We start from the raw sequence: 24,977 nt of genomic DNA, 5'->3' as shown, positions 1-24,977 counted from the left end.
GCAAACGGCCGACGGCGGCCGTACGAGCCCCCCGACCCGTACCGCCGCCGTCCCGAAAACGGGCGTCACCACCCGCTACATGGCCTCCAGCCGGATGTCCGAAAGCTGCTCCTCGGTGAGCACCGAGTCCGCGGCCGGCGCCTCCGCCTTGACCGGCTTCCCGAACGCCGAGAACGCCAGGTCGACCTCGGCGCCCTCCGGGTCCGTGATCGTCACGGGGTACGGCTTGCCGTCGGCGGCGATCTTCATGCTGGCGCCGTCGCTGGTCGAGGGGTCCTCGTTCACGTAGGGCACGACCGCCACGCCCTCGTGCTTCGTCTGCTCCTTCTGCGTCATGCCGGGGCTGAACGACACGACGCTGTTCGTCTGTTCGACGTACGTGTCCAGCTTGCAGAGGTCCACGAGGGCGGACTGGGCGTCGGCCTTGGCCTCCTCCAGGTACGAGCCCTCGACCTCGGCGATCACCGCGTCGTCGTACATGTACTCGGACTCCAGGTAGGCGGCGTCCGGCTTCACCCACGCGGTGTCGCCCTGCATGACGAACTCGACGGCACCCTCGTCGCCGCTGGCGCTGCCGACGCAGTTGCCCTTGTCGTCCACCTGCACGTCGATCGTGACGGGGTCCGCGACGAGGATCATCTCGCCGGCGGCGTGTACGGACGTGACCGTACGCATCGCCTTCACGGCGTCCGCCTGCGCGGGCCCCCCGCTCGCCTCGCCGCCGTCGCCCTCGTCGTCGCCGCCGCAGGCGGTCAGCGCGAGCAGCGCCGCCGCCCCGGCCGCCGCGACGGCGGCCCGGCGCCCCCGTATGACGTGCTTCATCTCGACCTTCGATCGCTCTCGACTGCTGGGCCTCTCCGGCGAGTTGGTCTGACACCCGGGCCGGAGGAGGCGCACACGTTACATGCGGAGCATCGGACGGCCAAAACGCCCAGCGCACGAGGCATACGGGCCCGGCCCCCGCCGCTCGTGCCGGGCCGGGACCCCGGGGGTCAGTTGCCGGAGCCGACGATGGCGGTCACGCGGATCTCCACGCGCATGTCGGCGAGGCCGAGGACCGTGACGCCGGTCTCGGTCCAGATCGGCTCGCGGCCGTCGAGGCGGCGGCGGAACTGCTCGGCCATGACCGCGTTGTGGTCCTCGCCGATGACGTCCTCTCCCGGCGCGACCTTGTGGTACGAGTTGACGTGGATGACGTCCTTCCAGGTCGCGCCGACCGTGGCGAGCGTGCGCTCCACGTTGTCGAAGGCGAGGATGATCTCGTCCTCCAGCGAGTCGGGGATGACCAGGTCGTCGTCCACCCCGCCCTGGCCGGAGATCTCGACCCGGTCGCCGACGCGGACGGCCTGGCTGTAGCCGAGGGCCTCGTTCAGCTTCTCGCCGTAGCCCGGGGTGTTGCCGAAGGTGACGGTGCTCATGGTGCTTCCTCGCTCCTGTTCAGGGGGTGCGCTTCCTCTGGGATGAGTTCACGCATAAAGTGATTCTAGCAAGCGATGACTTCAAGCGCAAAGTGATGGCCGGAGGGCTGATGAGCGACACGGGCGGACACGGGGACGACGAGGAGCCGCGCTGGCTCGACGAGCAGGAGAAGGCGGCGTGGACGGGGCTGATCTCCCTGGTCCTGCTGCTGCCCGGCAAGCTGGAGTCACCGCTGCGGCAGGAGCACGGCCTCACCCTGTTCGAGTACCTCGTGCTCAGCCACCTCTCCGAGGCCCCGGAGCGCAGGCTGCGGATGGGAGAGCTCGCCTTCCTCGCCAGCGGCTCGCTCTCCCGCCTGTCCAACGTCGTCAAGCGCTGCGAACAGCGCGGCTGGGTCGAACGCACCCCCGACCCGGCCGACGGCCGCTACACGCTCGCCCGGCTCACCGACGCCGGCTTCGACGTCGTGCACCGGGCGGCGCCCACGCACCTGCGCTCCGTACGCCGCGTCGTCCTCGATGCGCTCAACACGACCGACCAGAAGGCCCTCGTCCGCATCGCGGAGAAACTCCGCATCGTCCCCGGCGACTTCGGCTGACGCAGCAACCGCACCGCCCCCGCGGCTAACCGCCGTCCGGGCGGTGCCAGTTGTGCGGGGGGAGCAGGGGGTCGTAGGTGCCGTCGGGCAGGTCGTCGGTGAGCCGGAGCGACCAGCGGTGCAGGCGCTGCGTCAGGTCCGCCCGTACGTGGCGCAGCGGGGGGTCGTTCCAGCGGTCGTCCAGTTCCATGGGGTCGGCGACGACGTCGTACAGCTCGGCCGTTCCGTCCACGTGCTGGTAGATCTTGTAGCGGTCGTGCCGCAGCATCCGCGACGACCCGCTCTGCGTCACGGTGTTCAGCTCGTCGTACCTGGTCCCCTCGTACGGGAAGTGCAGCTCCGGCCGCGCGTCGTCGGGGTACGGCAGCCCGCCGTAGCCGCGCTCGGTGACGATGTCGGCGAACTCGCCGGCCGGGTAGTCGGCGCCGGTGAGCATCTGCCACATGCTGCGGCCCTGCACGCCGAGGGGGATGGGCCGCCCGACCGCCTCGCAGACGGTGGGGAGGAGGTCGGCGAGGGAGACGAAGTCCCGCCGGTTGTCGCGGGCCTTGACCCCGCAGCCGTGCACGACCAGGGGGATCCGCGCCAGCACCTCCGGCATCCCGGCGCCCTTGCGCTGCAGGCCGTAGTCGCCGACGTAGTCGCCGTGGTCGGCGAGGAACACCAGCAGGGTGTCGCGCCAGACGTCCTCGGCCTTCAGGTGGTCGACGAGGCGGCGGAGCTGGTCGTCGATGAGGCGGAGCATCCCGCAGTACGTGGCGCGGTAGCGGCGCCAGAGCCGGTCGTACCCGGGCCGCTTCTCCTCCACCAGCTCCCGCAGCCACTTGTACGTGCCGCCCTTGCGCTCCGCGGCCTCGGGCCCGCAGGTCCGTGCCGGCACCTCGTCCTCGCCGAACAGCGAGAAGTACGGCTCCGGCGCCTGGTACGGGTTGTGCGGCTCGGGCATCGACACCCAGGAGAAGAACGGCCGGGCGGGGTCGCGGGCGCTGATCTGCCCGATGGTGTCGGAGACGATCCGGTGGGCGAACTGCAACTCCAGCGGAAACGGCGTCGGCTCCGTCGTCGGCCCGTGGTCGATGGACCGCATCCAGCGCGCGAAGTCCTGCTGCTCCGCCGTCTCGTCGGGTCCGCTCTCGTGCCCGTACGGGCCGGAGAACGCGTCGAAGAACTCCGGCCGGCCCCGGTACATGTGCGTCTTCCCGGCGTAGAAGAGCTGGTATCCGGCCCCGCCGAGCACGTCGAGCAGGTCCCCGCCCCGCACCACCGCCTGCGGCGTGGAGTTCTGCCGTACGCGGTGGGCGCTGGGCCAGCGCCCGGTGAGGATGCTGGTGCGCGCGGGGACGCAGGCGGGCGCGGTGGTGTACGCGCGGCGGAAGCGCATGCCGCCGGCGGCGAGGGAGTCGAGGAAGGGCATGGTGTCCAGCGCGAACCCCTCACCCGCGGTGAAGTCGGCGCGGAACTGGTCGGCCATCACGAACACGATGTTGGGCGCGGTCGGGCAGGTCACGGCGTCCGTTCCTTTCCACGCGGGGCAGGTGACAGGAGCAGGAGGTGTGCTCTCCCGCACCATGCGAACGCGCGCCGGGCGGCGTCAATGACCCGGTGATTTATTCCGGCTCGCCCAGCCAGTCGAGGATGGTGCGCATGCCCGCGTGCCAGTGGCTCTCCAGCAGGTCGCCCGCGCGGGCGGCGTCGCCCCGGCCGAGGGCCGCCAGGATGTCCCGGTGCTCCCGGTCGACCTCGGCGCGGTGCTTCACCTCGCGCATGTAGGCGAGTTCGTAGCGGGACAGGTTGGTCCGCATTTGGGTGATCAGCCCGAGGAGGTGGCCGTTGCCCGCGGCGGCGGCGATCGTCGTGTGCCACTCGGTGTCGAGCCGCCAGCGGCGTACCGGATCGGTGCACGCGGCGAGTGCGGCGAGTGTCGTGTGGAGCCGCTTCGTCGTGGCGGCGTCGAGCGACGTGATCGAGCGGGCGGCGAGTCCTTCGAGGGCCGCCAGGACGGGGTACAGCTCGGCGGCGTCGCGGCGGACGAGGGGGCGGACGGTGAAGCCGCGGGCGAGGGCGGACTGCAGGACGCCCTCGGCCTGGAGGCGCAGGAGCGCTTCGCGCACGGGGGTGCGGGAGACCTGGAGCGCGCGGCTGAGCCCCGCCTCGGTGAGGGGGGCGCCGGGGGCGTACGCACCCGAGCAGATGAGGTCGACGACGCGGAGGTAGACGGCTTCGCGGAGCGGTTCTGCCCGGGCGAGGGGCTCCTGGGCTCCGGCGGCGTGCGGGGTCATCGGCGGTAGGGGCTTTCGTCGCGGTGGCGGCGCTCGAACTCGGCGCGCATGCACAGGGTGGCCGCCGAGGTCATCCGGTCGACGGCCATGATGCCGTCCAGGTGGTCGATCTCGTGCTGGAGCAGTTCGCCGAGCTCGCCGTCCGCGCGCAGCTCGTGCCGCTCGCCGTCCGGGGACCGGTAGACCACGTCCACCCAGGCCGACCTGGTGACCCGGCAGAAGAACTGCACGGAGAAGCTCAGGCAGGCGTCCCACGGCTCCCAGGTCTCCTCCGACCGGGCGACGATCCTCGGGTTGACGAGCGTCCACGGCCGGTCCAGGTGCAGGTGGACGACGCGGCGGGGGACGCCGATCTGCGGCGCGGCGATGCCGCGGCCGTACCCGGTGCGCGCCACCCAGTCGGCGAGCGTGTCCGCGAGGTCGGCGGCGGTCCCGGCGGTCTGCGGGGAGCCGGGGTCCGGGACGTCGGCGGCGGGCACGCGCAGTGCGGGGTCGCCGAGTTGGAGCGTCGATCGTACGGCCATTCGCCTATCGTATACGATACGCAGATGATCCAGCCCTTGCAGGTGCAGAACATCGAGGAAGCCGCCGGCCTCATCGATCCCGTCTTCCGGAACACGCCGTACGTCGAGGACACCGCCCTGGCCCGCCGGGTGGGCCGGGACCTGGGGCTGAAACTGGAGACGTTCAACCCGATCCGCTCCTTCAAGGGCCGCGGCGCCGACTACTTCATGCGCGAGGTGGCCGCGGGGCAGCGGGTCGTCTGCGCCTCGGCCGGCAACTTCGGCCAGGCCATCGCCTACGCCGGCCGCGCGCGCGGCATCGCGGTCACGGTGTTCTGCGCCCGGAGCGCGAACCCCGTCAAGGTCGCCCGGATGCGCGGACTCGACGCCGAAGTGGTCCTGGCCGGCGACGACTTCGACGCCGCGAAGGACGCCGCCCGGGCGTACGCGGACGGCGGTCCCGGCCGCCTCTTCGTGGAGGACGGCCGCGAGGCGCGCATCTCCGAGGGCGCCGGCACCATCGCCGTGGAACTCGCTCCGCTGAAGCCCGCCACCCTCCTCGTCCCTCTCGGCAACGGCGCCCTGATCGGCGGCACGGCCTGCTGGACCAAGGCCCGGGCTCCGCGCACCCGGGTCGTGGGGGTCTGCGCGGCGGGCGCCCCGTCGATGGCCGAAAGCTGGCGCCGGAACGCGCCGTTCACCACCCCGGAGGCCCGCACCATCGCCGACGGCGTCGCGGTCCGGGTGCCCGTGTCGGCGGCGGTAGACAGGATGCGCGGCCTGGTAGACGACGTCGTGCTCGTGGACGACGACCAGATCCGCGAGGCGCTGCGGGCGCTCCGGGACACCGTGGGCCTGATCCTGGAACCCTCCGCCGCCCTCGGCGTCGCCGCCGCACTCCACCACCGCTTCCCGCCCGGCACCCTGGCCACCGTGGTGACCGGCAGCAACTTCTCCCCCGAACTCCTCGCCGAACTCCGGTAGTCGGCGACGCGGGCGGACCGCCCCGCCCCCGCGCCCCCGCGCCCCCGCGCCCCCGCGCCCCGCAACCCGGGGCCGGGGGCGCCCTCGTGCCCCGATCACTCCGCGAAGTCGTCGCGTCCGGACCGTTTACTTCCGGCCACGGCATGCGTAACGTGCCTGTCGCAACGCTCACGTTAACGTTCATGTCGAGGCTGGAGCCGAGATGCGTCCAAGATTGCGTGCAATATCCCCCGCGGTGGTCCCGGGTGTCGCGCTGGCCCTCGCGCTGCTCGGCGGGTCCGGTGCCGTGGCCGCCGGCCAGGGGCACGGCGGTCGGGCCCATGGCGGCCAACACGCAGCCTCCGCACGGGCCGTGGAGGTCCGGGTGGGGACGTACAACGTCTGCGGACACGGGTGCCTGCCGACCAAGGCCGAGTGCGAGCGGGTCATCGGGCGCGACTGCGCCACCAAGCTGCGCCCGTGGGCAGAAGGGCGGGCCGCGGACGTCGCCGCGGACATCGACGCCGCCGGGCTCGGGGTCGTCGCCACCCAGGAGATCGGCAACAACGCGACGCCCACCCAGCCCGCCGTCGACGTCGAGTCCTTCCGCGCGCCCCTGACCGCCGCGCTCAAGGAACACGGGTACGCCGAGGCGCCCGCCGACTACGCCGGCGCCCGCCACCCCGAGAAGGGCTACCCGCTCAAGTCCGGCGCCGGCCGCTACACGTACTACGACGCCTCCCGCTACTCCCACCTCGACCGGCGCGGGCGCGAGCTCCCCCACGACCTGCTCTGGCTGCCGGACTCGACCGAGATCTACGGCAAGACCATGACCTGGAACGTCCTGCGCGAACGGCGGTCGGGCGCCCGCTTCGTCGTCGTCGACATGCACCTGGAGTACCGCAAGAACGGCGCCACCGACCCCAACGGCTGGACCAAGAACTGGGACGAGGTCCGCTACGCCGACGCCCGGCGCACCGCCGAGGAGCTGACCCTCCGCAACAAGCACACCCGCAAGCTGCCGGTCGTCTTCGCCGGCGACATGAACTCCAGCGGCTCGGCCGAGGGCGCCAGCGCCGTCGACGCCTTCGCCGACCTCGGCTTCGCCGACGCCCACGCGGTCGCCGACCGCGTCACCGGCGACGCGTACGCCTCGTACAACGGCGGCAAGATCCCGCTGCCCCTCGGCGAGAAGATCGACCACCTCTTCGTACGCAAGGGGACGCAGGTCCGCGAGTGGGTGCAGATCCCGCAGACGACCGCGACCGAAGGGCCGCAGGCCGAGCTGCTGCGCTCCGACCACAACCTCTCCTACGCCACCGTCCGCCTCATGAAAGGAAACCGGTGACGACCGCACCACACCCCGATCCGCGCCTGCTCGACCCGAAGCTGGCGAAGTTCGACCCGCTGCGCCGCATCCTCGTCCACGACGACTTCAACACCGGGACGCACGGGTGGATCGAGCTGATCGGCAACCACGACCAGCACGGTGACCTCGACACCGTCGACGTGCACATGTCCGACTTCCGGCCGCCGCAGCTCAGCTCGTGCACCTTCTTCGACGTCGGCACGCACGGGGCCATGTCCGGCACGTACGCCCTGAAGGTCGCCACCCGGCCGGTCACCGGGCACACCGGCGTGGCCATCCGGCGGCTGACGATGTCCGGCCGCGGCCGGGTGCAGTTCGAGACGTACTTCGCGTACAAGGCGGAGGCCGCGTCGGCGGAGAACGGCGCCGCCACCGCCGCCGGCGGCGGCACGTGGGACGCCAACAACCACCCGTCGGAGCAGCAGTTCGGCGCGCTCACCGTCGCGACCGACATCTGCGACGGCGTGCGCTACCACAACGTCATCCGGTACCAGAACACCGATCTGGACCACACCGTGCGGCACCGCTGGATGTATCCCACGGTCCCCGAGCCGACCCCCCGCGAACACTTCGAGGGCAAGGTCAGGCTCCCGCGCACCGCGGACTTCACCGCACCCGACCCCGCCGACTGGCGGCAGTTCGGCGAGCGGCAGGACCTCTGCTTCAACGAGGTCCCCACCAAGGTCAACTGGCACTACCTGCGCTGGGTCATCGACACCGCCACCCGCAGCAACGTCGAACTCCAGGTCAACGACGTCGTCCACGACATGCGGGACGTGCCCGTCCCGCCGTACGACGAGGAGTACGGGTCGCTGCAGAACCTGCTCAACTTCTACGTCTCCGTCCGCACCCACACCGACGTGCGGAACTTCCTGTACCTCGACTCCGTGCTGATCTCGGTGGACTGTTGACATCCTCCCCGCCCTCACTCCAGGGCAGGGATTTCTGGCTCAGGCTGCCTGCGGGAGCAGCGCCCCCGCAGGTCTTACGCCCTCGGCACCAGCCGGGTTGAGACCAGCCCGGACCAGCATGACGCGCGCGGAGTTCTTGTCCCTGGGAGATACGGCTCCGCACACGGTGCAGGCATACGTTCGTTCGGAAAGGGGTAATGCGTGCTTGGTTCTCGCTCCGCATTGCGCGCAGTCCATGGTGGTGTGCGCGGGGTTGACCAAGTGCACGGTCCGGCCGTGCTTGCGCGCCATATCCAGCAGCGCTGTCTTCGTAGCGGCGATCGCCGCGTCCGCGGCTTTGCGGGCCATGGTGGTTTTCGCGAGGAACTTCGGCCGGAAATCTTCCACGGCAATATGATCGTGGTCGGTCACAACACCCTTGGCCCATTTGCGGGCGGTGTCCTGACGCTGCCGGGCGATCTTCTTGTGCACCTTCGCCGCCTGCGCCTGCGCCTTGCGGTACCCCCTGGTCTGGGCTCTGCCCCTGGGCTGGCGACGCCGGGCCATCTGCCGCTGGTAGCGGGCCAGGCGCTGCGCCGCACGCTTGCCGTGCCCGGCGTGCGGGAGATCGTGGCTGTCGCTGGTGGTGGTCGCGGTCTGCTGCACACCCCAGTCAATGCCGATCACACGCCCGGTTTCCGGCAGGGCCTCGGTCGTCGTGGCGACGACGAAGCTCGCGTACCAGTGCCCCAGGCTGTCCCGGTATACACGCACGCTGGACGGGGCAGGGGGCAGTTCGCGGGACCACACCGGCCGCACGGTGATCCCGCCCGCCAGGTGCAGACGCCCATTTGTGAGACGGAAGCCGTGCCTGGTGTAGTTCAGAGACGGCCGCGCCTCACGTTTCCTTTTGTAGCGGGGCATCCCGGCGCGCTGCCGCATCGGCAGCCGTGCCTTGATGTCCTTGAGCGCCTTGGCGCGGGACGTGGCGAAGTCGCGGATGGTCTGCTGCTGCGGTACCGAACCGCCCGCGCGCAGCCACGCGTTCGCGGCACGGGCCCCGGTCAGCATCTTGTCCAAGCGCGCCGGGCCGCACTTCTCGCGTTCGGCGTGGGCCCTCTTCGACCGGGCACAGCACTCGTTCCAGATCCACCGGCACCGCGCCCACTCGTCCAGCAGCCCGGCGCGAGCACGAGACGACACACGCAGCCGGTACGTGTACCGGGCGTGCTCGATCACCGTCATACCCCCAATGATCGCAAGACAGAAAGGAGTTCGTGTCGTGTTTTGGCATGAAGTCGAGCACATGGTGCACCGAGTTCACCCAGAGGGTAAATCGGCTAGTCCTGCCCTGCTCCGCAGAAGCCCGATTCCCTCCTCGCCTGAAGGCCGGGACTTCCTCGGAAGTAACCGGTGATGGCGGCATGACCATGCGACAGTCCTTCACCGCCGTCATCGAGCGCAACGCGACGCTGACGGGAGAGTTCACCACCGAGCCGTACGAGGCCGCCTGGGCCCGCGAAGCCCGCTGGTTCGTCCGCGTCCTCGACGCCGCGGGGCACGCCTCGCGGATGCGCGTCCGCACCCAGATATCGCCGGACGGCCTGCACTGGTGCGACCTCGACGGCGGTACGGAGCAGTCCGTCGACCCCCGCGAGGGGGCGCTGCACAGTTGGCCCGCGGAAGGCTTCGGCGGCTGGCTGCGGCTGCGCGGCACCGTGGTCGGCGGCCCGGCAGCCGAGGCGGCAACCGACGCCGGAGACACCGCGGACCCCGGCGACGCGCCCGCGTCCGTCAAGGTCCTGATCTACCTGGCACTCAAGTCGTGATCCGGAGGTGCTGACATGACCGGGGTGCGAAGAACGGAGGGCGGCCACGGCCGCCCGGGGCGGCGGGACTTCCTCGCGATGGCCGGCCTGGGCGCCACGGCGGTGCTGCTGTCCGGGTGCGGCGTCGGCAGCGCCGCGCCCCGCGGCGCCCTGCGCGCGGCGTTCGGGCAGCCGGTCACCGACCTGGACCCGTACAACGCCGCGACCGCCGTGGACGAGGCGTCGCTGATCGTCAAGCGGCTCGTCTTCGACACCCTCGTACGGCGCGAGGGCGAGGAGCTGGTGCCCGGGCTCGCGACCGGCTGGCGGCGCGAGGGCGACACCCGGTGGGTCTTCACGCTGCGCCGCGGCGTCGCCTACCACGACGGCAGCGAGGTCACCGCCCGCGACGTCGTCGCGTGTCTGAAGCACACGCAGCAGGTCCCCTCCGCCCAGACCCCGCTGTGGGCGACGGTCACCGGCGTCGAGGCGCCCGACGACCACACGGTGGTCTTCACCACCGACGGGCCCCTCGGCTCGCTCCCGGTCAACCTCACCCTCCTGTTCGTCACCCCGGCCCGGCTGGTCGCCGACCCGGAGCAGAAGCGGAGCCCCGTGGGCTCGGGACCGTTCCGGGTCACCGGCTTCACCCCGTCGACCTCCGTCGAGCTGGCGCGGTTCGACGACTACTGGGGCGGCCCGGCGGAGCTGCCGGCGGTCTCCATGCCGTACATCGCGGAGACCTCGACGGCGATCACCGCCCTCCTGGGCGGCGACGTCGACCTGCTCTGGCCGGTCCCGCCGGACCAACTGCCCGAGGTCACCGGCGCGTCCGGGGTGACGGTCGAGTCCGTGCCCTCCTGGACGTACTACTTCAACTGGTTCAACTGCTCCCGCAGGCCGTTCGACGACCCCGACGTCCGCCGCGCGCTGTGCCAGGCCGTGAACGTGCCGCAGATCGTGGAGTCCCTCTTCGGGCGCGGCGGCAGGCAGATGCGCGCGCCGATACCCGAGACCGTGGCCGGGTTCGCGCCGCAGGAGCCCTGGCGGTACGACCCGGACGCCGCGCGCCGGCTGCTGGCGCGGGCCGGGCTCGGGCGGGGGTTCAGCACGTCGATGATGTGGTTCGACGCGACCGGGCCGCTGGCGCGGGAGCTGGCGCAGGCGCTGATCTCGGCGTGGGCCGACGTCGGCGTCACGGTGGCGCCGCAGAGCATCGAGAAGGCGATGTGGCTGGAGCGGCTGAACACCCTCGACTGGGACATGAACCTCCAGACGAACACCGTGACCACCGGCGACGCCGCGTTCACCATCGGCCGCCTCTACACCTCGGAGGCGAAACGCCTCGGCTACGCGAACAAGGAACTCGACGCCCTCCTCACCCGGGCCGCCGGTGCGCCCGAAGGCCCGGGGCGGGACGCACTCTACGGCGACGCCTGCGGGACCATATGGTCGGACGCCGTCGGTCTCTTCCCCGTCACCCTCGTCACCGGGTACGGGCGCGCGAAGGAGCTGACGGGCTTCACGCCTGCCGCGAACAACCAGCCCGACCTCGCCGTGGTGGGGCGCCGATGACACCGCGCCGGAGGATCCCATGAGCCCACGCCGCCGACCCACGCTGCGCGACATCGCCCTGTCGCTCGACCTGTCGGTCAACACCGTCTCCCGCGCGCTCGCCGACAAGGACGCGGTCAGCCGCGAGACCCGCGAGCGCGTCAAGGAGGAGGCGGAACGCCTCGGTTACGTGCCCAACACCATGGCCCGCTCCCTCGTGCTGCGGAACGCCATGACCCTCGGGCTCGTCATCACCAACCCGGCCAACCCCTTCTACGCCCGCCTCATCTCCGCGATCGAGGAACGCGGGCGCGAACGCGGCTACTCGCTGATGCTCATGGTCACCGAGGACTCCGCCGACAACGAGCGCCGCGCGGCGGAGGAGCTGATGCGCTGGGGCGTCGACGGGGTGCTGGCCATCCCCGTCCAGCACGGCGCGGAGCACTGGCACCGGCTGCGCAAGTCCGGTACGCCCGTGGTGCTGCTCAACCGGCACCTGCCGGAGCTGGACGCGGACGTCGTCGGCGTCGACTACTACGCCGGTGCCCGGCTGGCGACGGAACACGTGCTGGACGGCGGGGCGACCGAGCTGTACCTCGTCGAGGAGGACCTGGACATCTCGCCGGTCGCGGAACGTATCCGCGGCTTCCGCGAGACGCTCGCGGCCCGCGGGATCGCGGCCCCGGACGACGCGGTGGTCCGCGTGGACCCGGCGGCGACGGAGGGGGCCCCGGAGGGGGCGCCGGTCTCGGGTCCCTTCGACCCCGGCGTGGCGTACGCGGTCGGCGCCGGCCTGGCCCGCAGGGCGGGGCCCGGCGCCGTGGTCCTGGCGGGCAACGACTACCACGCGCTGGGCCTGTACCGGGCGTTCGGCGAGCGGGGGCTGCGGGTCGGCACGGACATCGGCGTCGTCGGGCACGGCGACCACCCGTTCTCCGCGTACCTCGACCCGGCGCTGACCACGGTCCGGCTGCCCGCGCCCGAGGTGGGCCGCGCGGGCGTCGACCGGCTGCTGGAGCGGGTCCGCGCCGGCACGGAGCCGGGGGACGGCCCGGATTCCGTCGCGGGGAGCGCCGATCCGATCCGTACGCTCCTGGCCCCCGAACTCGTCGTACGCGCCTCGGCCGGACCACTGCGAAGAAGAGGTGAGCATTGATGGGCGCGTTCCTCGCCAAACGCCTCGCGCAGGCCGTCGTCGTCGCCTTCGGCGCGCTGACGCTGGTGTTCCTCATCGTGCGCGTCGTGCCGGGCGACCCCGCCAAGCTGATCGTGGGCCCCGACGCCTCCGCCGCCCAACTGGAGAGCGTACGGGCCGACTTCGGCCTCGACGACCCGCTGTGGCGGCAGTACGCCGACCACCTCGCCGGCGTCGTACGCGGCGATCTCGGCGACTCCTGGCGCCTCGGCGGCTCCGCCCTCGGCAACACCCTCGACCGCTTCCCGGCCACCCTGACGCTGTCGCTCGCGGCGCTCCTGCTGACCGTCGCCGTCGGGATCCCGCTGGGCATGCTCTGCGCCCGCCGCCCCGGGAAGCTGCTCGACCTGATCGTCTCCACCGGCTCGCTCGCCGGTCAGGCCATCCCCTCGTTCTGGCTCGGCATCGTCCTGATCCTCCTCTTCGCCCGCCGACTGGACTGGCTGCCCGCGACCGCCGACGGCTCGACCGCCGCCGTGCTGCTGCCGGCCGTCACGCTCTCCCTGCCGTTCGTCGGCTGGCTGGCGCGGCTGGTGCGCAGCAGCGCGCTGGAGGAGGGCGGCAAGGACTACGCCCGTACGGCCCGCGCGAAGGGCGTGGGCGAGGGGACGATCCAGTACGTGCACGTGGGCCGCAACATCGCTATCCCGGTCGTGACCGTACTCGGCCTGCTGATGGGCAACTTCATCGCCAACGCGGTCATCATCGAGGTCGTCTTCTCCTGGCCCGGCATCGGCTCGCTGATGGTCGACGCGATCACCAACCGCGACTACGCGGTCGTCGAGGCCGCGATCCTCACCATCACGCTGGCGTACATCGTCCTGAACCTGCTCGTGGACGTCGTCTACTTCGTCATCGACCCCCGCCTCACCCCGGAGGACGCATGAGCAGCACGACCGCGGCCGCCCCCGCCGAGACCCCGGCCGCCCCGGCCCGTACCGCCACGTCCCGCGGCGACGCCGCGCGGCGGGTGCCGGTGCGCGTGTGGATCGGCGCCGGCGTGCTGGCGCTCTTCGTCCTCGCCGCCCTCGTCGGGCCGCTGCTGCGCCCGTACGACCCGGTCGCCACCGACCTGCCGAACCGGCTGCTGGCACCGGGGGAGCGCACCGACGCCGGCGGCATCGCCTGGCTGGGCACCGACCAGATGGGGCGCGACCTGCTCGCCAACCTGCTGGCCGGGTCGCGGATCTCGCTGCTGGTCGCCGGCGCGACCATCCTGGTCGGCGGGGCCGTCGGCCTCGTCGTCGGGCTGGTCTCCGGCTACTTCGGCGGCTGGCCGGACACGATCGCCTCCCGCATCGGCGACATCCAGCTCGCCTTCCCCTCCATCCTCCTGGCGATCCTGCTGGCCGGCGTGCTCGGCCCGAGCGTCACCAACATCGTCATCACGCTGGCGATCACGCGGTGGGTCATCTTCGCCCGCGTCGCGCGTGCCTCGGCCATGGCCACGCGCCGGCTCGGCTTCGTCGACTCGGCGCGGGTGCTGGGCGCGGGACACGTGCGCATCATGGTCCGCCACGTGCTGCCGTCGCTGTGGCAGCCGCTGCTGGTCGCGGCGACGGTGCAGGTCGGCCTGGTGATGGTGGCGGAGGCGTCGCTGAGCTTCCTCGGCCTCGGCGTGCCGGTCGACACGGCCTCGTGGGGCGCCACGGTCTCCGTGGGGCGCGACTACCTGGGCTCGGCGTGGTGGATCTCCACGATGCCGGCGGCGGCGCTGGCGCTGGTCGTCACCGCGGTCGGCGTGATCGGCGACGGCTTCCGTGACGTGTCGGATCCGCGGTCGCAGATATGAGCAGACAGGAGAGCACGATGGCTGCCACGGTCGCCGCTCCGGCACCCGCCGCCCGCCTGCGGGACGTCCACATCGGCTTCGGCGACGGCCGGGGCGGCGCCCGGCCCGTGGTCCGCGGGGTCGACCTCGACCTCGTACCCGGCCGGGTCACCGCCCTGGTGGGGGAGTCGGGCAGCGGCAAGTCGCTGACGTCGCTGGCCCTGATGGGCCTGCTGCCCGCGGGCGCGCGGGTGAGCGCGGGGACGGTCGAGATCGAGGGCCGCGACACCGCCGGGTTCACCGACGCGCAGTGGCGGCACCTGCGGGGCGCGCGGGTCGCGATGGTCTTCCAGGACCCGATGGCGGCGCTGAACCCGTCGTTCACGGTGGGCTGGCAGATCGCCGAGACGCTGCGCCGCCGCGGCACCGGCCGCCGCGCGGCCCGGGAGCGGGCGGTGGAGCTGATGCGGACGGTCGGCATCCCCGACGCGGAGGCCAAGTACGGCGCGTACCCGCACGAGTTCTCGGGCGGCATGCGGCAGCGGGCCGTCATCGCGATGGCGCTCACCCTGGACCCGGCGGTGCTGCTGGCCGACGAGCCCACGACGGCGCTCGACGTCACCGTGCAGGCGCAGATCCTGCGGCTGCTCGCCGCCCGGCAGACGGACGCGGGGATGGCGATGCTGCTCGTCTCGCACGACCTGGGCGTGGTGGCCCGCGTCGCGCAGGACGTGGCGGTGATGTACGCGGGCCGGATCGTGGAGACCGGCGCGCTGGACGACGTCTACACGGCACCGGCGCACCCGTACACGCGCGGCCTGCTCGACGCGGTACCGGACCCGGCCCGGCCGGGGCGGCTGGTCCCGATCGAGGGCCAGCCGCCGGCGCCGGGGACCCTCCCGGCGGGCTGCGCGTTCGCGCCGCGGTGCCCGTACGCGACGAAGGTGTGCGGCACGGAAGACCCCGCGCTGCGGGCGGTCGGGACCGGCCACGCGGCGGCCTGCCACCACAGCGACAAGGTGCAAGCCCGGGCAACCGGCACGGAGGCAGCGTCATGAGCACCACGCAGACCGGCCCGGCGGCGGCCGAAGAGCCCCTGCTCCGCATCAGCGGCCTGCACGCCGGCTACACGGTCCCCGGCCGCTCCGGCCTCGGCCGCCGCCGCGTCGACGCGGTCGCGGGCGTCGACCTGGCGGTACGGGCCGGGCGGACCGTCTGCATCGTGGGCGAGTCCGGCTGCGGCAAGTCGACGCTGGCCCGCTCGGTGGTGGGCCTCCTCGCACCCTTCGCCGGCTCGGTCTCCTTCGCGGGCCTGGACCTGGCGACGGCGGGCCGCCGCCAGCGGCGGCGGGTGGCGTACGACCTGCAGATGGTCTTCCAGGACCCGTACACGTCCCTGAACCCGCGGATGCGGGTGGCGGAGATCGTGGCGGAGGGCTGGCACATCCATCGCGACCTGGTCGCGCTCGCGGACCACGCGGCGGAGGTGGCACGCCTCCTGCACCAGGTGGGTCTGGACGCCTCGTACGCGGGCCGCCGGCTGCACGAGCTGTCGGGCGGGCAGTGCCAGCGGGTGAGCATCGCGCGGGCGCTGGCGCTGCGGCCGAAGCTCATCGTCTGCGACGAGGCGGTCTCGGCCCTGGACGTGTCCGTACGCGCCCAGATCCTCAACCTGCTCGCGGAGCTCCAGGGCGACCTGGGGATCGCGTACCTCTTCATCTCCCACGACCTCGACGTGGTCCGCCACATCGCGGACGAGGTGGCGGTGATGTACCTGGGCACGATCGTGGAACACGGCACCGCGGCCCAGGTCTTCGAGTCCCCCCAGCACCCCTACACCCAGGCCCTCCTGGCCGCGGCCCCCTCGGTCCACGACCGCCCCGGCACCGCGAACCCCCTCCCCCTCACCGGCGAGGTCCCCTCCCCCGCCTCCCCACCGACAGGCTGCCGCTTCCGCACCCGCTGCCCCCTGGCGACGGACCGCTGCGCGGCGGAGACCCCGGAGCTGCGCGTACGGGACGGCGGCGACCACCCGGCGGCGTGCCACTACGCGGGCCGGGACGCGGCGGCGGCGGTCTGACGGCCGACCGGGCGCCCGGCGGGGCTCTTGTCCTCCGCCATAATGGCGCGCGTCCATGGAACGCAACCGGAAGGTCACAGCATGACCCGCGAGGTGCTCACCCTCAGCACCTACCACCGTGGCCGACTGGCCGAGATTCGCGACACGCTGATCGAGGTGTACGCGGAGGTCTACGCCGCCGAGGCCGCCGCGGACCCCTTCTTCTCCGTCGACAGGTTCGAACGCCGCCTCGACGGCCACACCTCCACGCCGGGCTGGGCGTGCGTCGTCGGGGAGGTCGACGGCGAGGCCGTCGGCTACGCGTACGGCCGGCCGGACAGCCCCGAGGAGTGGGAGGCCGTGCTCGATCCGGTCAGCCCCGAGGTCCGCGACTACGGCCGCCGCGCCGTCTTCGGCCTCTGCGAGATCATGGTGCGCGCCCCCTGGCGTGGCACCAAGGTCGCCCGCGGCATTCACGACGAGCTGATGCAGCAACGCCCGGAAGACCGCGCGTCGCTGACCGTGGAGACCGCCCACCCGAAGGTGCGGTCGCTCTACGAGCGCTGGGGCTACCGGAAGGTCGGAGAGGCGCAGCCGTTCCCGGACTCACCGCGCTACGACGTCATGGTCCTCCGACTGCACTGAGGCAGGGCGTGTGGACGGGGGGTCTGCGTCGGGGTGGCCCCTGTCGTCGGCTGGCCCGGTGCCGGGGTGGGGGCGGTGTCGGGGTGTGTGGTCGTGCGTGGGGACTGCGGCGACGGGGGGTTGGAGCATTGGGCCCCCCGGGGCAGGCGGCCCGGTTCCCCAGGGTGCCGGACTCCGGGCCTGGCCGGCGATATGACGGCGCGGGCGGCGATGCGCCCTCGTATCCCGCCCGCACCGATGGCCCCGGGGTACTTGCGTCCCGCGGCGCCCGCCCGCCTGCGGCTCGCCGCTCCCCGGGGAGAGAAACGGCCGTAACTCGCGTTAACCCCACTCCCGAACCAGGTCAAATCGCCCACCGAGGCCGAGTTTCGCCTCGCGGCGTCCACGCGGGCGCCTGCCGGGCCGCATCCGCCCCTTGGGGCGTTCCGTGTGCGTCTCGCCGTGACGAATCCGGGGACACCGGCGGGTATCCGGTTCCGCCCGCCGGCATGCGCGCGCCCGCCCCCGCGTGCGTCGTCTGCGCTGCGGGCCGCCCCGGGTGAACGCAGCCGGTAGAAACTTGCTCCAACCCGCCTCCAGATCGGGGCAAATCACCCCCGGAGGCCGACTTTCGCCCGAAGACGCGCACGTGGCGGGCTCCTTGCTGCGCCGGGGCTGTGTGCGCTGCCTGAACGCCCTCGGTGCGGGCGGGATACGGGGGCGCATCGCGGCCCGCTCCGTCATATCGCCGGCCAGGCCCGGAGGCCGGCGTCTCCGGGGAACCGGGCCGCCTGCCCCCCGGGGGGCCAATGCTCCAACCCCCCGTCGCCGCGGCCCCGCACGCACGACCGCCCACCCCGACACCGGGCGACCCCGTCGCCGGGCCACTCGCCGCCCGGGGCCACCCCGATACCGCCCTCCACCCCGGCACCGGGCCTCTTCGCCGCGGCGGGAGCGCGCTGGAGGGGGCGCGGCTGTGCCAGGGGTGACATGCTGGGAACCGGTTCCCAACGGCGCGCGCAGAGAGGGGAAACGGTGGCGGGCTCGACCTCCCGGGTCAGAGTGGAGACGGTGGACCTCGACGCCGGTGCGGGCGGCGGCCGTCAGATCGGCACACGGAGCCGCACGACCGCGGCCCTGGAGGACCGCGGCCCAGAGATCGAGGCGGCGATCGTCCAGGCGTCCGCGATCGCCCAGCGGTCGCTGGCCGAGGCGCCCGCCCGGGACGGGTGGCGGGTGTCGACCATGGAGGTCAGCTTCGGGCTGACGCTCGCCGCGGAGGCGGGTGTGGTGCTCTCCAAGGCGTCGGCAGAAGCCTCCTTTGCGGTGACCCTGACCATCGAGCGGGTCCCGGAGACGCCGTGACGGACGCCGGGTACTGGGTGGATCTGTACCAGGCGCACAGGCGGCTGGGCGGGGGGTTCCTCCTCACCCGGCGCTACGTGCTGACCGCCCTGCACTGCCTGCGCGAACTCGCGCCGGACGACGGCGCGGTGGAGATCGTCCTGGCAGACGGCGAGCGCCTGGACGGCCGGTTGTGCAGACAGGACCGGGACGCCGACCTGGCCCTCATCGAGATCGCCGCCCACCACCGGCTCTCCCCGCGCATCCCCAACGCCGGTCACGCCCTCCCCGGCTGGCACTGGCGCGGCCCGTACCGCCCGTCACCTGCAGAAGCGAGGCTCAGCGGGACGGTGCACCATGCGGCGGACGGGTACCCGTGTGCGGGTGGCGGCTCGATCGAGGCGCTGCAACTGTCCGTGGACCAGATCCTGGGTGACTACTCCGGGTACTCGGGCGGCCCGGTGGAAGGGTCTCCCGCGGAGGGGCACGACCCGGCGGTCGTGGGCATCCTTCTGGAGCAGGCACCGGACCGTGCCGACGAGAAGCGGGCGGGGAACGTGCTGTACGCGGCCACCATCGCCGAGGCCATCACCCGCTTCGACCACCTCCAGGTCTCGCACCTCATCGACGTGCTGCGCCCGCGCGAAGGCGCCCGGGAGGTGAAGCGGCCGGACGAGAAGGCCCAGGCGTGGTTCGACCGCTTGCAGCAGTGGTCGGATCAGGGGTACATGGACGCCACGCAGATCGCGGAACTCAGGTTCATGGTCGCCCAGCAGGCCATCAGCCGCGACTTCGCGGGAGGTGACGACGGTTGAACGACGCCAGGCAGGGACAGCACCCCCTCGTCCTCGCCCGGACAGCCGTGGGCCGCGCGGTCCGTGAACTGCGGTCGGGCGATGCCGGGGAAGCCGCCAGGCAGGCGACCGTGGCCCGATCGCTTCTCCGATCGGGACGGGGACCCGAGGACGACCGCCTGGACCTGGAGTTGTCGGCGGTGTCGGTCCTCGCCGAGGTGGCCCGCCGGGGCCACCGGGACCGGGTGGCGGACCGGCTGCTCGGCGAACTCGAAACTCTCGCGCGGCGCGTGGTGGATCTCCTCGGCGAGGACCACCCGACGTCGGGCTCCGCGCTGGTGGCGCTCGCGTCGGCCGAGTTCGCGGCGGCGACGGCCGCCCGCGACCGCGACCGGATGGAACGGGCGGTCGACGTGCTCGCCCTGGCGGCGCAGAAGACCTCGGCCACCCTCGGCGCGACCCACCCCCAGGCCCTCGCCACCCTGCGCGCCTTCGCCGGTGCGGAGTACGAGGCGGCCGCGCTGCTCGGCCCGGAGCGGCGGCGCGCCGACGCGCGCGCCCTGGTGGAGTCGGTGGCGGCACGCTCCCGGAACCTGCGGGCGGCCCATGAATCGGCCGAGGCACCCGCGCCGGAGGATGCCGACGCCCTCCGCTTCTCGGTGCTCGGGCCGGTCGGCGCCCGGCGCGGGGAAGGGGTGCTGCCGACCGGCTCGCCCCGGCAGCGCGCACTGCTCGCCATGCTGCTGCTACGCGGTGACCACGCCGCCACCGCGCAGGAGCTGACCGCCGCCATCTGGGACGAGGACCCGCCTGCACGGGCGGAGGCCGCCGTGCGTACGTACGCCCACCGGCTGCGCAAGTGCCTCGGCGACGAAGTGTTCGTCAACAAGCACGGCCGGTACACGCTCCGGATCCGGGACACCGACGTGGACCTCGCCAGGGCGGAAGCGGCGGCGTCGGCCGCCGAGACCGCCGTCGCCGAGGGGGACGCGGAAGGAGGCCGGGCGCTGTACGCCGCCGCCCTGGCGGAGTTCAGCGGCGAGCCGCTCGCCGGTGTGCCCGGACTGTACGCCGAGCGGCACCGTACGCGGCTGTCGGAGTGGCGGCAGACGCTGCTGGAGCGGCGCGTCGCACTGGACCTCGAAACGGGCCGTTACGCGGAGGCCGCGGCGGAGCTGACAGCGCTCACCGCGGCGAACCCCCTCCGGGAGCACCTGCGCGAACTGCTGACCGTCGCCCAGCACCGCCTCCGGGCGGAGGACCCAGACCGCCGCCCCCGCTGACCTCCGCCGCCGGCCGGGGCAGTCCGCCGCCGGCCGGGGCAGGCAGCCCTCTGGGAACTGCCTGCCCGGCCCCCGTGTCCGTTACAGGCCGCCCCGCTTGGCGGGGAACTTCTCCAGCACGGCGACGACCGTCTCGGGGTTCTCCGGGTCGACCAGTTCCACGGGCTCCGCCAGTTGGTACAGGTCACCCCTGGGCGGGAACTGCGTGAGCCGGCCGAGGAGCACCATCGGCTTCCTTGCCTCCAGCACGACCGGGTCGGAGCCCTCCCTCTCGATGGCGGCCGTGAACGGGATCACGTCCCGCTGCTCGTAGCGCGGCGGGAACTGCTGGGTCCGGGTCAGGGTGCTCTCCGCCTCGACGTCGACGTCGCTCTGTTCGAGGGTGATCGTCCCCGGGGACTCCGCGCCGTCCGCGGACGGCAGGTCCGCGGTGACCCTGAACCCGACGGTCCGCATCCGGACACTGTTGATCGGATCGGCCGGATTGACGTCGGCGCGCTGCCTGATACCGCCCCGGAAGTCCACGCTGACCAGTTCCTCGCCGATGAGCATCGGAGTGTCGGCCGCGAGCATCGACTGCGGGATCTCGGCCCCGATCGGCGGCAGCCCCGGCTGGGCCGCCGCGGCGGCGGGGGCGAGGCCGGGGGCGGCGGTCGCGGGGGTGTGAGCCAGGGCCGGCAGTGCGGCGAGCGCGAGGGCGGCGGTGGTGGCGGCGAGTGTGCGTCGCAGACGGGCGTGCATGGGGGATCCTCCGTGGTCAGGGGAGAGCGAGTCGGTGATCTTCGCCACGCACTGTATCTGATGGAATGCAGAAAGTAGTCGTCCGACTCGTCAGTCGATCTGGTCGCAGACGTCGCTCGGCTTCTTTTCCCCGCCCGCCCGCTGACCTCGGCCGCCGCCTGGGGTGGCCACCCCGGTCCGGGCTTGCGCTGTGGTGGAGGCCGGAGCCGAGCGGGGTCTCTGTTGCCCCACGGCAACCGCGTGATCGCGCGGGGGTCAGATGTACATCTGGTACACTGGTTGCATGAATGAGCCCATCGTCGAAGCCATGGCCGAGGTGCGGGCCCACCTGGCCGACAGCATCGATCGTGCCCGCCGCGAAGCCACCCCCACCATCATCACCCGGCGTGGCAAGGCCGAGGCCGTGCTTCTCGACCTGGACGAGTACGAGCGCCTCACGAAGCTTGAGGAGCGCATCGAGGATGCCTGGCTCTCCCGGTTGGCCGCAGACTCCCTGGCCGAGGGGCGTGAGCCCGCCGTCACGCTGGAAGATCTCGCCGCTGAGATTGTGGGGGAGACCGCCCAGGCATGACCGACGGCGTCTACGTCACGAGGTTCACCCCCGCCGCCCAGCGCCAGATGCGGGCCGTCCCCCTTCCCGAGGCGCGCAGGATCCTCATCCGTCTCGGGGAGTTTCAGCGCGCGATGGACAAGGGCGACACCTCGGCCTTCGACATCAAGCCTCTGACCGGCCAAGACGGCATGTCCCGACTGCGCGTCGGCCATTGCCGGGTCGTGTACACGGTCGACAACGGCGCACTCGTCGTCTGGGTCGTCGCCGTCGGTGATCGTCGCGACGTGTACCGCGCCCTTTAGGCCACCGCCCGCACCGGCGGTCGGGGTGTCCTCCGGGCCGTCCGGGCCTGTGGACTGCGCCTTGGTCACTGTCAGTCGATCTGGTCGCAGACGTCGGTCAGCTTCTTCTCTCCCGCCCACTGCACCGTCCGCCGGTCGGCCGCGGTGATCTCTACCGTGTACACGCCGTCGACCACGTACTCGCCGCGCGGCAGGTTCCCCTGTCCCTCCGCGAAGCCGATGAGGAACGGGCCGGTGGCGTAGTAGACGTGCCCGCCGTCCGGGGCGTACCGGACGAGCGAGCTGCCGCCCGCGTCCGCGTCGTACGCGGCGCCCGTGTCGAGGTTGGTGACGCGGACGATGAGGGCCCCCTTGTACAGCTCCGTCTTCGGGGAGCCGTCGGGGTAGGTGTCGACCGTCTTGACCATGACCTCGTCGAGGAGGGGTTCCGTGCGGAAGGGGAAGGCGCAGCGTTCGCCGGCGGGGTAGTTCACCGGGGGGTACGTGACGGGGCGCCAGCCCCCGTCGGCCCCGTCGCCGCCCCGGGCCGACGCCGCCGCCGGGGCGGCGACGGTGGCGGCCAGGCAGAGTGCCGCGGCGGTGGCTGCTGCATAACGGCGCATGGCTGTGTGCTCCTTCGGATCGGGTCGCGTGCTCGTCCCCGAGCCTGGTCTGCCCGGCTGACCACCGGCTCACCACCCGCTCGTCGCGACGGGCGTACGCTGCCCCTGTGTTGGAGTTCCGCCTGCTCGGTCCCTTCGAGGCGGTACGCGACGGCGCCCCCGTCTCGCTGAGCCGGCGGCGCCAGGAGCGGCTGCTGCTCGCGGTGCTGCTGCTGAGCCCGGGGCGTACGGTGGCCGCCGGCCGGCTGGCGGAGCTGCTGTGGGACGGCGGCGGGGACGGCGGCGGGGGCCGCGGCACCCTGCACACTTACATCAGCCGGCTGCGGATGGCGCTCCGGCCGTACGGGGTAGGGATTATCACCCGCGGCGACGGGTACACCGCCGAGCTGGGCGGGTGGCGGACGGACGCCGCCGAGTTCGCCGAACGGGCCCGGGCCGCCGCCGCGTTGCGCGACCCCGTGGAGCGGCTGCACCGTACGGAGGAGGCGCTGGCCCTGTGGCGTGGGGAACTCCTCGACGGGCTCGCGGACGGCGAACTGCGCGCCCGGCTCGGCGGGGAGCTGGCCGAACTGCGGCTCTGCGCCCTGGAGCAGCGCGCCGAGGACCGGCTGCGCACCGGCCGCGACGGCCACCCCCGCGACCTCCACCTCCACCCCCGCGCCCCCGGTCACGTACCCGCCGACGGCGGCACGCTCGCCGCCGAACTCCGCCCCCTCGTCGCCCGCCACCCCCTGCGCGAGCGGCTCGTGGCGGCGCTGATGACCGCGCTGTACCGCGCCGGCCGGCAGGCCGAGGCCCTCGACGTCTACCGCACCACCCGCCTCGCCCTGGCCGCCGAGTTGGGCGTCGCCCCCGGCCCGGCCCTGCGCGACGTCCACGACAGGGTGCTCGCCGCCGACCCCGCGCTCGACGATCCGCCGCTGCCCGCGTACGCCGTGCAGGTCCGGGACGTACGGCTGCCGCTGCACACCAGCGGCCAGCCGGCCCTGGAGTTCTGCAACACCTTCGCGGGCTGGGACGGCGCCCGCGAGAGCGGCGCGGAGTGGCTGACCGGCTACCGGGCGCTGGCGGTGTGGGCCGGCCACCTCGGCCTGCTGGAGGACTGGCTGGTCACCCAGCTCCTCAAGCAGGCGCAACAGCGGCCCGCCGCCGCCCGGGAGGCGCTCGCGGAGGCCCGCGAACTGCGGAGCGCGATGCACGCCTGCTTCGTCGCCCCGGCCGACCGGCGCGCGTTCAGGCAGGTCGCGCGTGCCGCCGAAGCCGCCGCCCGGGCGGCCGAGTTCGTACGCGACGAGGACGGCCTGGGCCGCTGGCGGCTGCCCGCCTCGACCGGCCTGCGGCTGCCGGTGCTCGCGGTGGCCCGCAGCGCCGCCGACCTGCTCGCCGACCCGCAGCGCTTCACCGTGACCGCGTGCCCGTCGCCCGACTGCGGCTGGCTGTTCCTCGACGCCCCGGGCCGCCGCCGCTGGTGTTCCCTGGGCACCTGCGCGGCCCGGGACAGCGCGGGCTGTCTCGCCCGGCCGGCCTCGTGAGCTGCGCGGACGCGGGATCCGACGGCGAGCCCGGCCCTGCGTCCCGCGTGGCGAGGTATGTTCCCCTACGGAGGGACCGGCGCCCGACGTCCGCGTCACCGGCACCGGAGCAGCTTCAGAGGATCCGTTCTTACCACCAAGGGACCGGGAATGATCACGCTCAGCAAGGATGACGAACCGGCGGACCTGGCCGGGGTTACCCACCTGTCGATAGGGGTCTCCTGGGACCCCACGGTCGGCAGCAGCGGCGGCCTCATCGGCAAACTGCGGCAGACCAAGGGCACCGACCTCGACCTGATCGCCATCGCCATGGCGGGCGCCGACCCGGTCCGGCTGGCCGGCCTGGACTCGCTGGACCCGCTGGGCAACGGCGCGCTGGTGCACAGCGGGGACAACCAGACCGGCAAGGGCGACGGGGACGACGAGGTGGTGACCGTCGAGTTCTCCCGGGTGCCGGACCAGATCACCGCCATCGTGTTCGTCGCCGCCGCGTACAAGAAGGGCAGCAGCTTCCAGAAGGCGCGGAACATCAGCTTCAAGGTGTACGACGCGTCCGGCGGCAGCGCGCAGCAGGTCGCCGACATCTGGCCGAGCCTCCTCTCCGCGGACAACGGCTGTGCCGTGGCCAAGGCGACCCGGGCCGGCGCGGCCTGGACGCTGCAGGTGATCAACGAGACGGGGAAGATCAAGCAGGGTGACGAGCGCGCGCTCATGCGCTTCGCCGCCGGCAGGTGACGGCCGTCCCGGGCCTGCGCCCCACCGCCGGCCCGGCCGCCGGTCAGCCGCCGGTCAGT

27 protein-coding genes are annotated in these 24,977 nt (G+C 72.9%); 19 read left to right on the top strand and 8 right to left on the bottom strand.

The annotated features are described in order from the left end of the window. Window positions 1-75 precede the first annotated feature (75 nt). Together O7599_RS18585 and O7599_RS18580 are read right to left on the bottom strand one after the other, a co-directional pair. Entirely contained in the window at window positions 76-822 is a 747-nt protein-coding gene (locus O7599_RS18585; protein ID WP_281616720.1) for a hypothetical protein, read from the bottom strand. Window positions 823-992: 170 nt separating this feature from the next. Then, window positions 993-1,418 carry a Rid family hydrolase gene (locus tag O7599_RS18580; RefSeq protein WP_281616719.1) on the bottom strand — a complete coding sequence of 142 codons (426 nt, stop codon included), beginning with the start codon at window positions 1,416-1,418 and terminating at the stop codon, window positions 993-995. Window positions 1,419-1,528: 110 nt separating this feature from the next. Here O7599_RS18580 and O7599_RS18575 point away from each other — a divergent pair, with 110 nt between their 5' ends. After that, the gene (locus O7599_RS18575) at window positions 1,529-2,017 is read left to right on the top strand and encodes a MarR family winged helix-turn-helix transcriptional regulator (RefSeq protein ID WP_281616718.1); all 489 of its coding nucleotides are present in this window, start codon (window positions 1,529-1,531) and stop codon (window positions 2,015-2,017) included. A 25-nt stretch (window positions 2,018-2,042) separates the two neighbouring features. On the opposite strand, the gene O7599_RS18570 is transcribed toward O7599_RS18575, so the two are convergent. The 3 genes from O7599_RS18570 to O7599_RS18560 form a co-directional block, all read right to left on the bottom strand. Beyond that, the gene (locus tag O7599_RS18570; RefSeq protein WP_281616717.1) at window positions 2,043-3,524 is read right to left on the bottom strand and encodes a sulfatase-like hydrolase/transferase; all 1,482 of its coding nucleotides are present in this window, start codon (window positions 3,522-3,524) and stop codon (window positions 2,043-2,045) included. Window positions 3,525-3,624: 100 nt separating this feature from the next. Continuing rightward, the gene (locus O7599_RS18565) at window positions 3,625-4,296 is read right to left on the bottom strand and encodes a GntR family transcriptional regulator (protein ID WP_281616716.1); all 672 of its coding nucleotides are present in this window, start codon (window positions 4,294-4,296) and stop codon (window positions 3,625-3,627) included. Next, window positions 4,293-4,820: a peptide deformylase gene (locus tag O7599_RS18560; RefSeq protein WP_281616715.1), complete on the bottom strand. Its 528-nt coding sequence runs from the start codon at window positions 4,818-4,820 to the stop codon at window positions 4,293-4,295. The genes O7599_RS18565 and O7599_RS18560 overlap by 4 nt, the downstream gene beginning before the upstream one ends. Window positions 4,821-4,844: 24 nt before the next feature. On the opposite strand from O7599_RS18560, the gene O7599_RS18555 reads away from it, so the two are divergent. The 3 genes from O7599_RS18555 (at window position 4,845) to O7599_RS18545 (ending at window position 8,042) form a co-directional block, all read left to right on the top strand. Then, on the top strand, window positions 4,845-5,783 hold the full coding sequence (locus tag O7599_RS18555) for a pyridoxal-phosphate dependent enzyme (protein WP_281616714.1): 939 nt from the start codon (window positions 4,845-4,847) through the stop codon (window positions 5,781-5,783). Between the two features lie 364 nt (window positions 5,784-6,147). After that, a complete protein-coding gene (locus O7599_RS18550; RefSeq protein ID WP_281616713.1) occupies window positions 6,148-7,110 on the top strand; it encodes a hypothetical protein in 963 nt (320 codons plus the stop codon). Then, complete coding sequence (locus O7599_RS18545) at window positions 7,107-8,042, top strand: DUF6772 family protein (RefSeq protein ID WP_281616712.1); 936 nt, start codon at window positions 7,107-7,109, stop codon at window positions 8,040-8,042. The genes O7599_RS18550 and O7599_RS18545 overlap by 4 nt, the downstream gene beginning before the upstream one ends. Before the next feature lie 39 nt (window positions 8,043-8,081). On the opposite strand, the gene O7599_RS18540 is transcribed toward O7599_RS18545, so the two are convergent. Then, on the bottom strand, window positions 8,082-9,266 hold the full coding sequence (locus O7599_RS18540; protein WP_281616711.1) for a transposase: 1,185 nt from the start codon (window positions 9,264-9,266) through the stop codon (window positions 8,082-8,084). Window positions 9,267-9,445: 179 nt separating this feature from the next. Here O7599_RS18540 and O7599_RS18535 point away from each other — a divergent pair, with 179 nt between their 5' ends. The 11 genes from O7599_RS18535 to O7599_RS18485 all read left to right on the top strand — a co-directional run bounded on the left by O7599_RS18535 (window position 9,446) and on the right by O7599_RS18485 (window position 20,453). Next, the gene (locus O7599_RS18535) at window positions 9,446-9,850 is read left to right on the top strand and encodes a hypothetical protein (RefSeq protein ID WP_281616710.1); all 405 of its coding nucleotides are present in this window, start codon (window positions 9,446-9,448) and stop codon (window positions 9,848-9,850) included. 15 nt (window positions 9,851-9,865) lie between these two features. Then, complete coding sequence (locus tag O7599_RS18530; protein WP_281616709.1) at window positions 9,866-11,404, top strand: ABC transporter substrate-binding protein; 1,539 nt, start codon at window positions 9,866-9,868, stop codon at window positions 11,402-11,404. Between the two features lie 19 nt (window positions 11,405-11,423). Continuing rightward, a complete protein-coding gene (locus tag O7599_RS18525) occupies window positions 11,424-12,539 on the top strand; it encodes a LacI family DNA-binding transcriptional regulator (RefSeq protein WP_281616708.1) in 1,116 nt (371 codons plus the stop codon). Next, window positions 12,539-13,465 (top strand): ABC transporter permease, encoded by a 927-nt coding sequence (locus tag O7599_RS18520; RefSeq protein ID WP_281616707.1) that lies wholly within the window; start codon window positions 12,539-12,541, stop codon window positions 13,463-13,465. Before O7599_RS18525 ends, O7599_RS18520 begins: the two co-directional genes overlap by 1 nt. Then, window positions 13,462-14,370, top strand: coding sequence for an ABC transporter permease (locus O7599_RS18515; RefSeq protein WP_281616706.1), 909 nt, complete (start codon window positions 13,462-13,464; stop codon window positions 14,368-14,370). The genes O7599_RS18520 and O7599_RS18515 overlap by 4 nt, the downstream gene beginning before the upstream one ends. Window positions 14,371-14,387: 17 nt before the next feature. Continuing rightward, window positions 14,388-15,407, top strand: a complete 1,020-nt coding sequence (locus tag O7599_RS18510; protein ID WP_281616705.1) for an ABC transporter ATP-binding protein — start codon at window positions 14,388-14,390, stop codon at window positions 15,405-15,407. Further along, window positions 15,404-16,429, top strand: coding sequence for an oligopeptide/dipeptide ABC transporter ATP-binding protein (locus tag O7599_RS18505; protein WP_281616704.1), 1,026 nt, complete (start codon window positions 15,404-15,406; stop codon window positions 16,427-16,429). Before O7599_RS18510 ends, O7599_RS18505 begins: the two co-directional genes overlap by 4 nt. Before the next feature lie 81 nt (window positions 16,430-16,510). After that, entirely contained in the window at window positions 16,511-17,053 is a 543-nt protein-coding gene (locus O7599_RS18500) for a GNAT family N-acetyltransferase (RefSeq protein WP_281616703.1), read from the top strand. A 1,014-nt stretch (window positions 17,054-18,067) separates the two neighbouring features. Next, a complete protein-coding gene (locus O7599_RS18495; RefSeq protein ID WP_281616702.1) occupies window positions 18,068-18,397 on the top strand; it encodes a CU044_2847 family protein in 330 nt (109 codons plus the stop codon). After that, window positions 18,394-19,191, top strand: a complete 798-nt coding sequence (locus O7599_RS18490) for a trypsin-like peptidase domain-containing protein (RefSeq protein WP_281616701.1) — start codon at window positions 18,394-18,396, stop codon at window positions 19,189-19,191. Before O7599_RS18495 ends, O7599_RS18490 begins: the two co-directional genes overlap by 4 nt. A 110-nt stretch (window positions 19,192-19,301) precedes the next feature. Further along, window positions 19,302-20,453, top strand: coding sequence for a BTAD domain-containing putative transcriptional regulator (locus O7599_RS18485; protein WP_281616700.1), 1,152 nt, complete (start codon window positions 19,302-19,304; stop codon window positions 20,451-20,453). Window positions 20,454-20,534: 81 nt separating this feature from the next. Here O7599_RS18485 and O7599_RS18480 read toward each other — a convergent pair whose 3' ends face one another. Beyond that, window positions 20,535-21,194, bottom strand: coding sequence for a hypothetical protein (locus O7599_RS18480; protein ID WP_281616699.1), 660 nt, complete (start codon window positions 21,192-21,194; stop codon window positions 20,535-20,537). 283 nt (window positions 21,195-21,477) lie between these two features. Here O7599_RS18480 and O7599_RS18475 point away from each other — a divergent pair, with 283 nt between their 5' ends. Beyond that, window positions 21,478-21,765: a type II toxin-antitoxin system Phd/YefM family antitoxin gene (locus O7599_RS18475; RefSeq protein WP_281616698.1), complete on the top strand. Its 288-nt coding sequence runs from the start codon at window positions 21,478-21,480 to the stop codon at window positions 21,763-21,765. Next, window positions 21,762-22,049 (top strand): type II toxin-antitoxin system RelE/ParE family toxin, encoded by a 288-nt coding sequence (locus tag O7599_RS18470; RefSeq protein WP_281616697.1) that lies wholly within the window; start codon window positions 21,762-21,764, stop codon window positions 22,047-22,049. Before O7599_RS18475 ends, O7599_RS18470 begins: the two co-directional genes overlap by 4 nt. A gap of 71 nt (window positions 22,050-22,120) precedes the next feature. Here the strand turns inward: O7599_RS18470 and O7599_RS18465 are convergent, their stop codons facing one another. Then, complete coding sequence (locus O7599_RS18465; protein WP_281616696.1) at window positions 22,121-22,651, bottom strand: hypothetical protein; 531 nt, start codon at window positions 22,649-22,651, stop codon at window positions 22,121-22,123. Between the two features lie 110 nt (window positions 22,652-22,761). Here O7599_RS18465 and O7599_RS18460 point away from each other — a divergent pair, with 110 nt between their 5' ends. Together O7599_RS18460 and O7599_RS18455 are read left to right on the top strand one after the other, a co-directional pair. Then, window positions 22,762-24,183 (top strand): BTAD domain-containing putative transcriptional regulator, encoded by a 1,422-nt coding sequence (locus O7599_RS18460; RefSeq protein WP_281623431.1) that lies wholly within the window; start codon window positions 22,762-22,764, stop codon window positions 24,181-24,183. Between the two features lie 150 nt (window positions 24,184-24,333). Continuing rightward, window positions 24,334-24,918: a TerD family protein gene (locus tag O7599_RS18455; RefSeq protein WP_281616695.1), complete on the top strand. Its 585-nt coding sequence runs from the start codon at window positions 24,334-24,336 to the stop codon at window positions 24,916-24,918. Window positions 24,919-24,977: the final 59 nt, after the last annotated feature.

Source organism: Streptomyces sp. WMMC500 (genome assembly GCF_027497195.1).
Classification (GTDB): domain Bacteria; phylum Actinomycetota; class Actinomycetes; order Streptomycetales; family Streptomycetaceae; genus Streptomyces.
Note: the sequence above shows the minus strand (reverse complement) of the source record. Positions and strands in the feature narration are given on the sequence as shown.

Excerpts from the sequence above, each read along its gene's own strand:
- O7599_RS18525 (WP_281616708.1), top strand. The coding sequence starts at position 11,424 with ATGAGCCCACGCCGCCGACCCACGCTGCGCGACATCGCCCTGTCGCTC.
- O7599_RS18505 (WP_281616704.1), top strand. The coding sequence starts at position 15,404 with ATGAGCACCACGCAGACCGGCCCGGCGGCGGCCGAAGAGCCCCTGCTC.
- O7599_RS18575 (WP_281616718.1), top strand. The coding sequence starts at position 1,529 with ATGAGCGACACGGGCGGACACGGGGACGACGAGGAGCCGCGCTGGCTC.
- O7599_RS18465 (WP_281616696.1), bottom strand. The coding sequence starts at position 22,651 with ATGCGCCGTTATGCAGCAGCCACCGCCGCGGCACTCTGCCTGGCCGCC.
- O7599_RS18500 (WP_281616703.1), top strand. The coding sequence starts at position 16,511 with ATGACCCGCGAGGTGCTCACCCTCAGCACCTACCACCGTGGCCGACTG.
- O7599_RS18555 (WP_281616714.1), top strand. The coding sequence starts at position 4,845 with ATGATCCAGCCCTTGCAGGTGCAGAACATCGAGGAAGCCGCCGGCCTC.
- O7599_RS18540 (WP_281616711.1), bottom strand. The coding sequence starts at position 9,266 with ATGACGGTGATCGAGCACGCCCGGTACACGTACCGGCTGCGTGTGTCG.
- O7599_RS18585 (WP_281616720.1), bottom strand. The coding sequence starts at position 822 with ATGAAGCACGTCATACGGGGGCGCCGGGCCGCCGTCGCGGCGGCCGGG.
- O7599_RS18580 (WP_281616719.1), bottom strand. The coding sequence starts at position 1,418 with ATGAGCACCGTCACCTTCGGCAACACCCCGGGCTACGGCGAGAAGCTG.
- O7599_RS18560 (WP_281616715.1), bottom strand. The coding sequence starts at position 4,820 with ATGGCCGTACGATCGACGCTCCAACTCGGCGACCCCGCACTGCGCGTG.
- O7599_RS18455 (WP_281616695.1), top strand. The coding sequence starts at position 24,334 with ATGATCACGCTCAGCAAGGATGACGAACCGGCGGACCTGGCCGGGGTT.
- O7599_RS18470 (WP_281616697.1), top strand. The coding sequence starts at position 21,762 with ATGACCGACGGCGTCTACGTCACGAGGTTCACCCCCGCCGCCCAGCGC.
- O7599_RS18480 (WP_281616699.1), bottom strand. The coding sequence starts at position 21,194 with ATGCACGCCCGTCTGCGACGCACACTCGCCGCCACCACCGCCGCCCTC.
- O7599_RS18535 (WP_281616710.1), top strand. The coding sequence starts at position 9,446 with ATGACCATGCGACAGTCCTTCACCGCCGTCATCGAGCGCAACGCGACG.
- O7599_RS18510 (WP_281616705.1), top strand. The coding sequence starts at position 14,388 with ATGGCTGCCACGGTCGCCGCTCCGGCACCCGCCGCCCGCCTGCGGGAC.
- O7599_RS18565 (WP_281616716.1), bottom strand. The coding sequence starts at position 4,296 with ATGACCCCGCACGCCGCCGGAGCCCAGGAGCCCCTCGCCCGGGCAGAA.
- O7599_RS18475 (WP_281616698.1), top strand. The coding sequence starts at position 21,478 with ATGAATGAGCCCATCGTCGAAGCCATGGCCGAGGTGCGGGCCCACCTG.
- O7599_RS18515 (WP_281616706.1), top strand. The coding sequence starts at position 13,462 with ATGAGCAGCACGACCGCGGCCGCCCCCGCCGAGACCCCGGCCGCCCCG.
- O7599_RS18530 (WP_281616709.1), top strand. The coding sequence starts at position 9,866 with ATGACCGGGGTGCGAAGAACGGAGGGCGGCCACGGCCGCCCGGGGCGG.
- O7599_RS18520 (WP_281616707.1), top strand. The coding sequence starts at position 12,539 with ATGGGCGCGTTCCTCGCCAAACGCCTCGCGCAGGCCGTCGTCGTCGCC.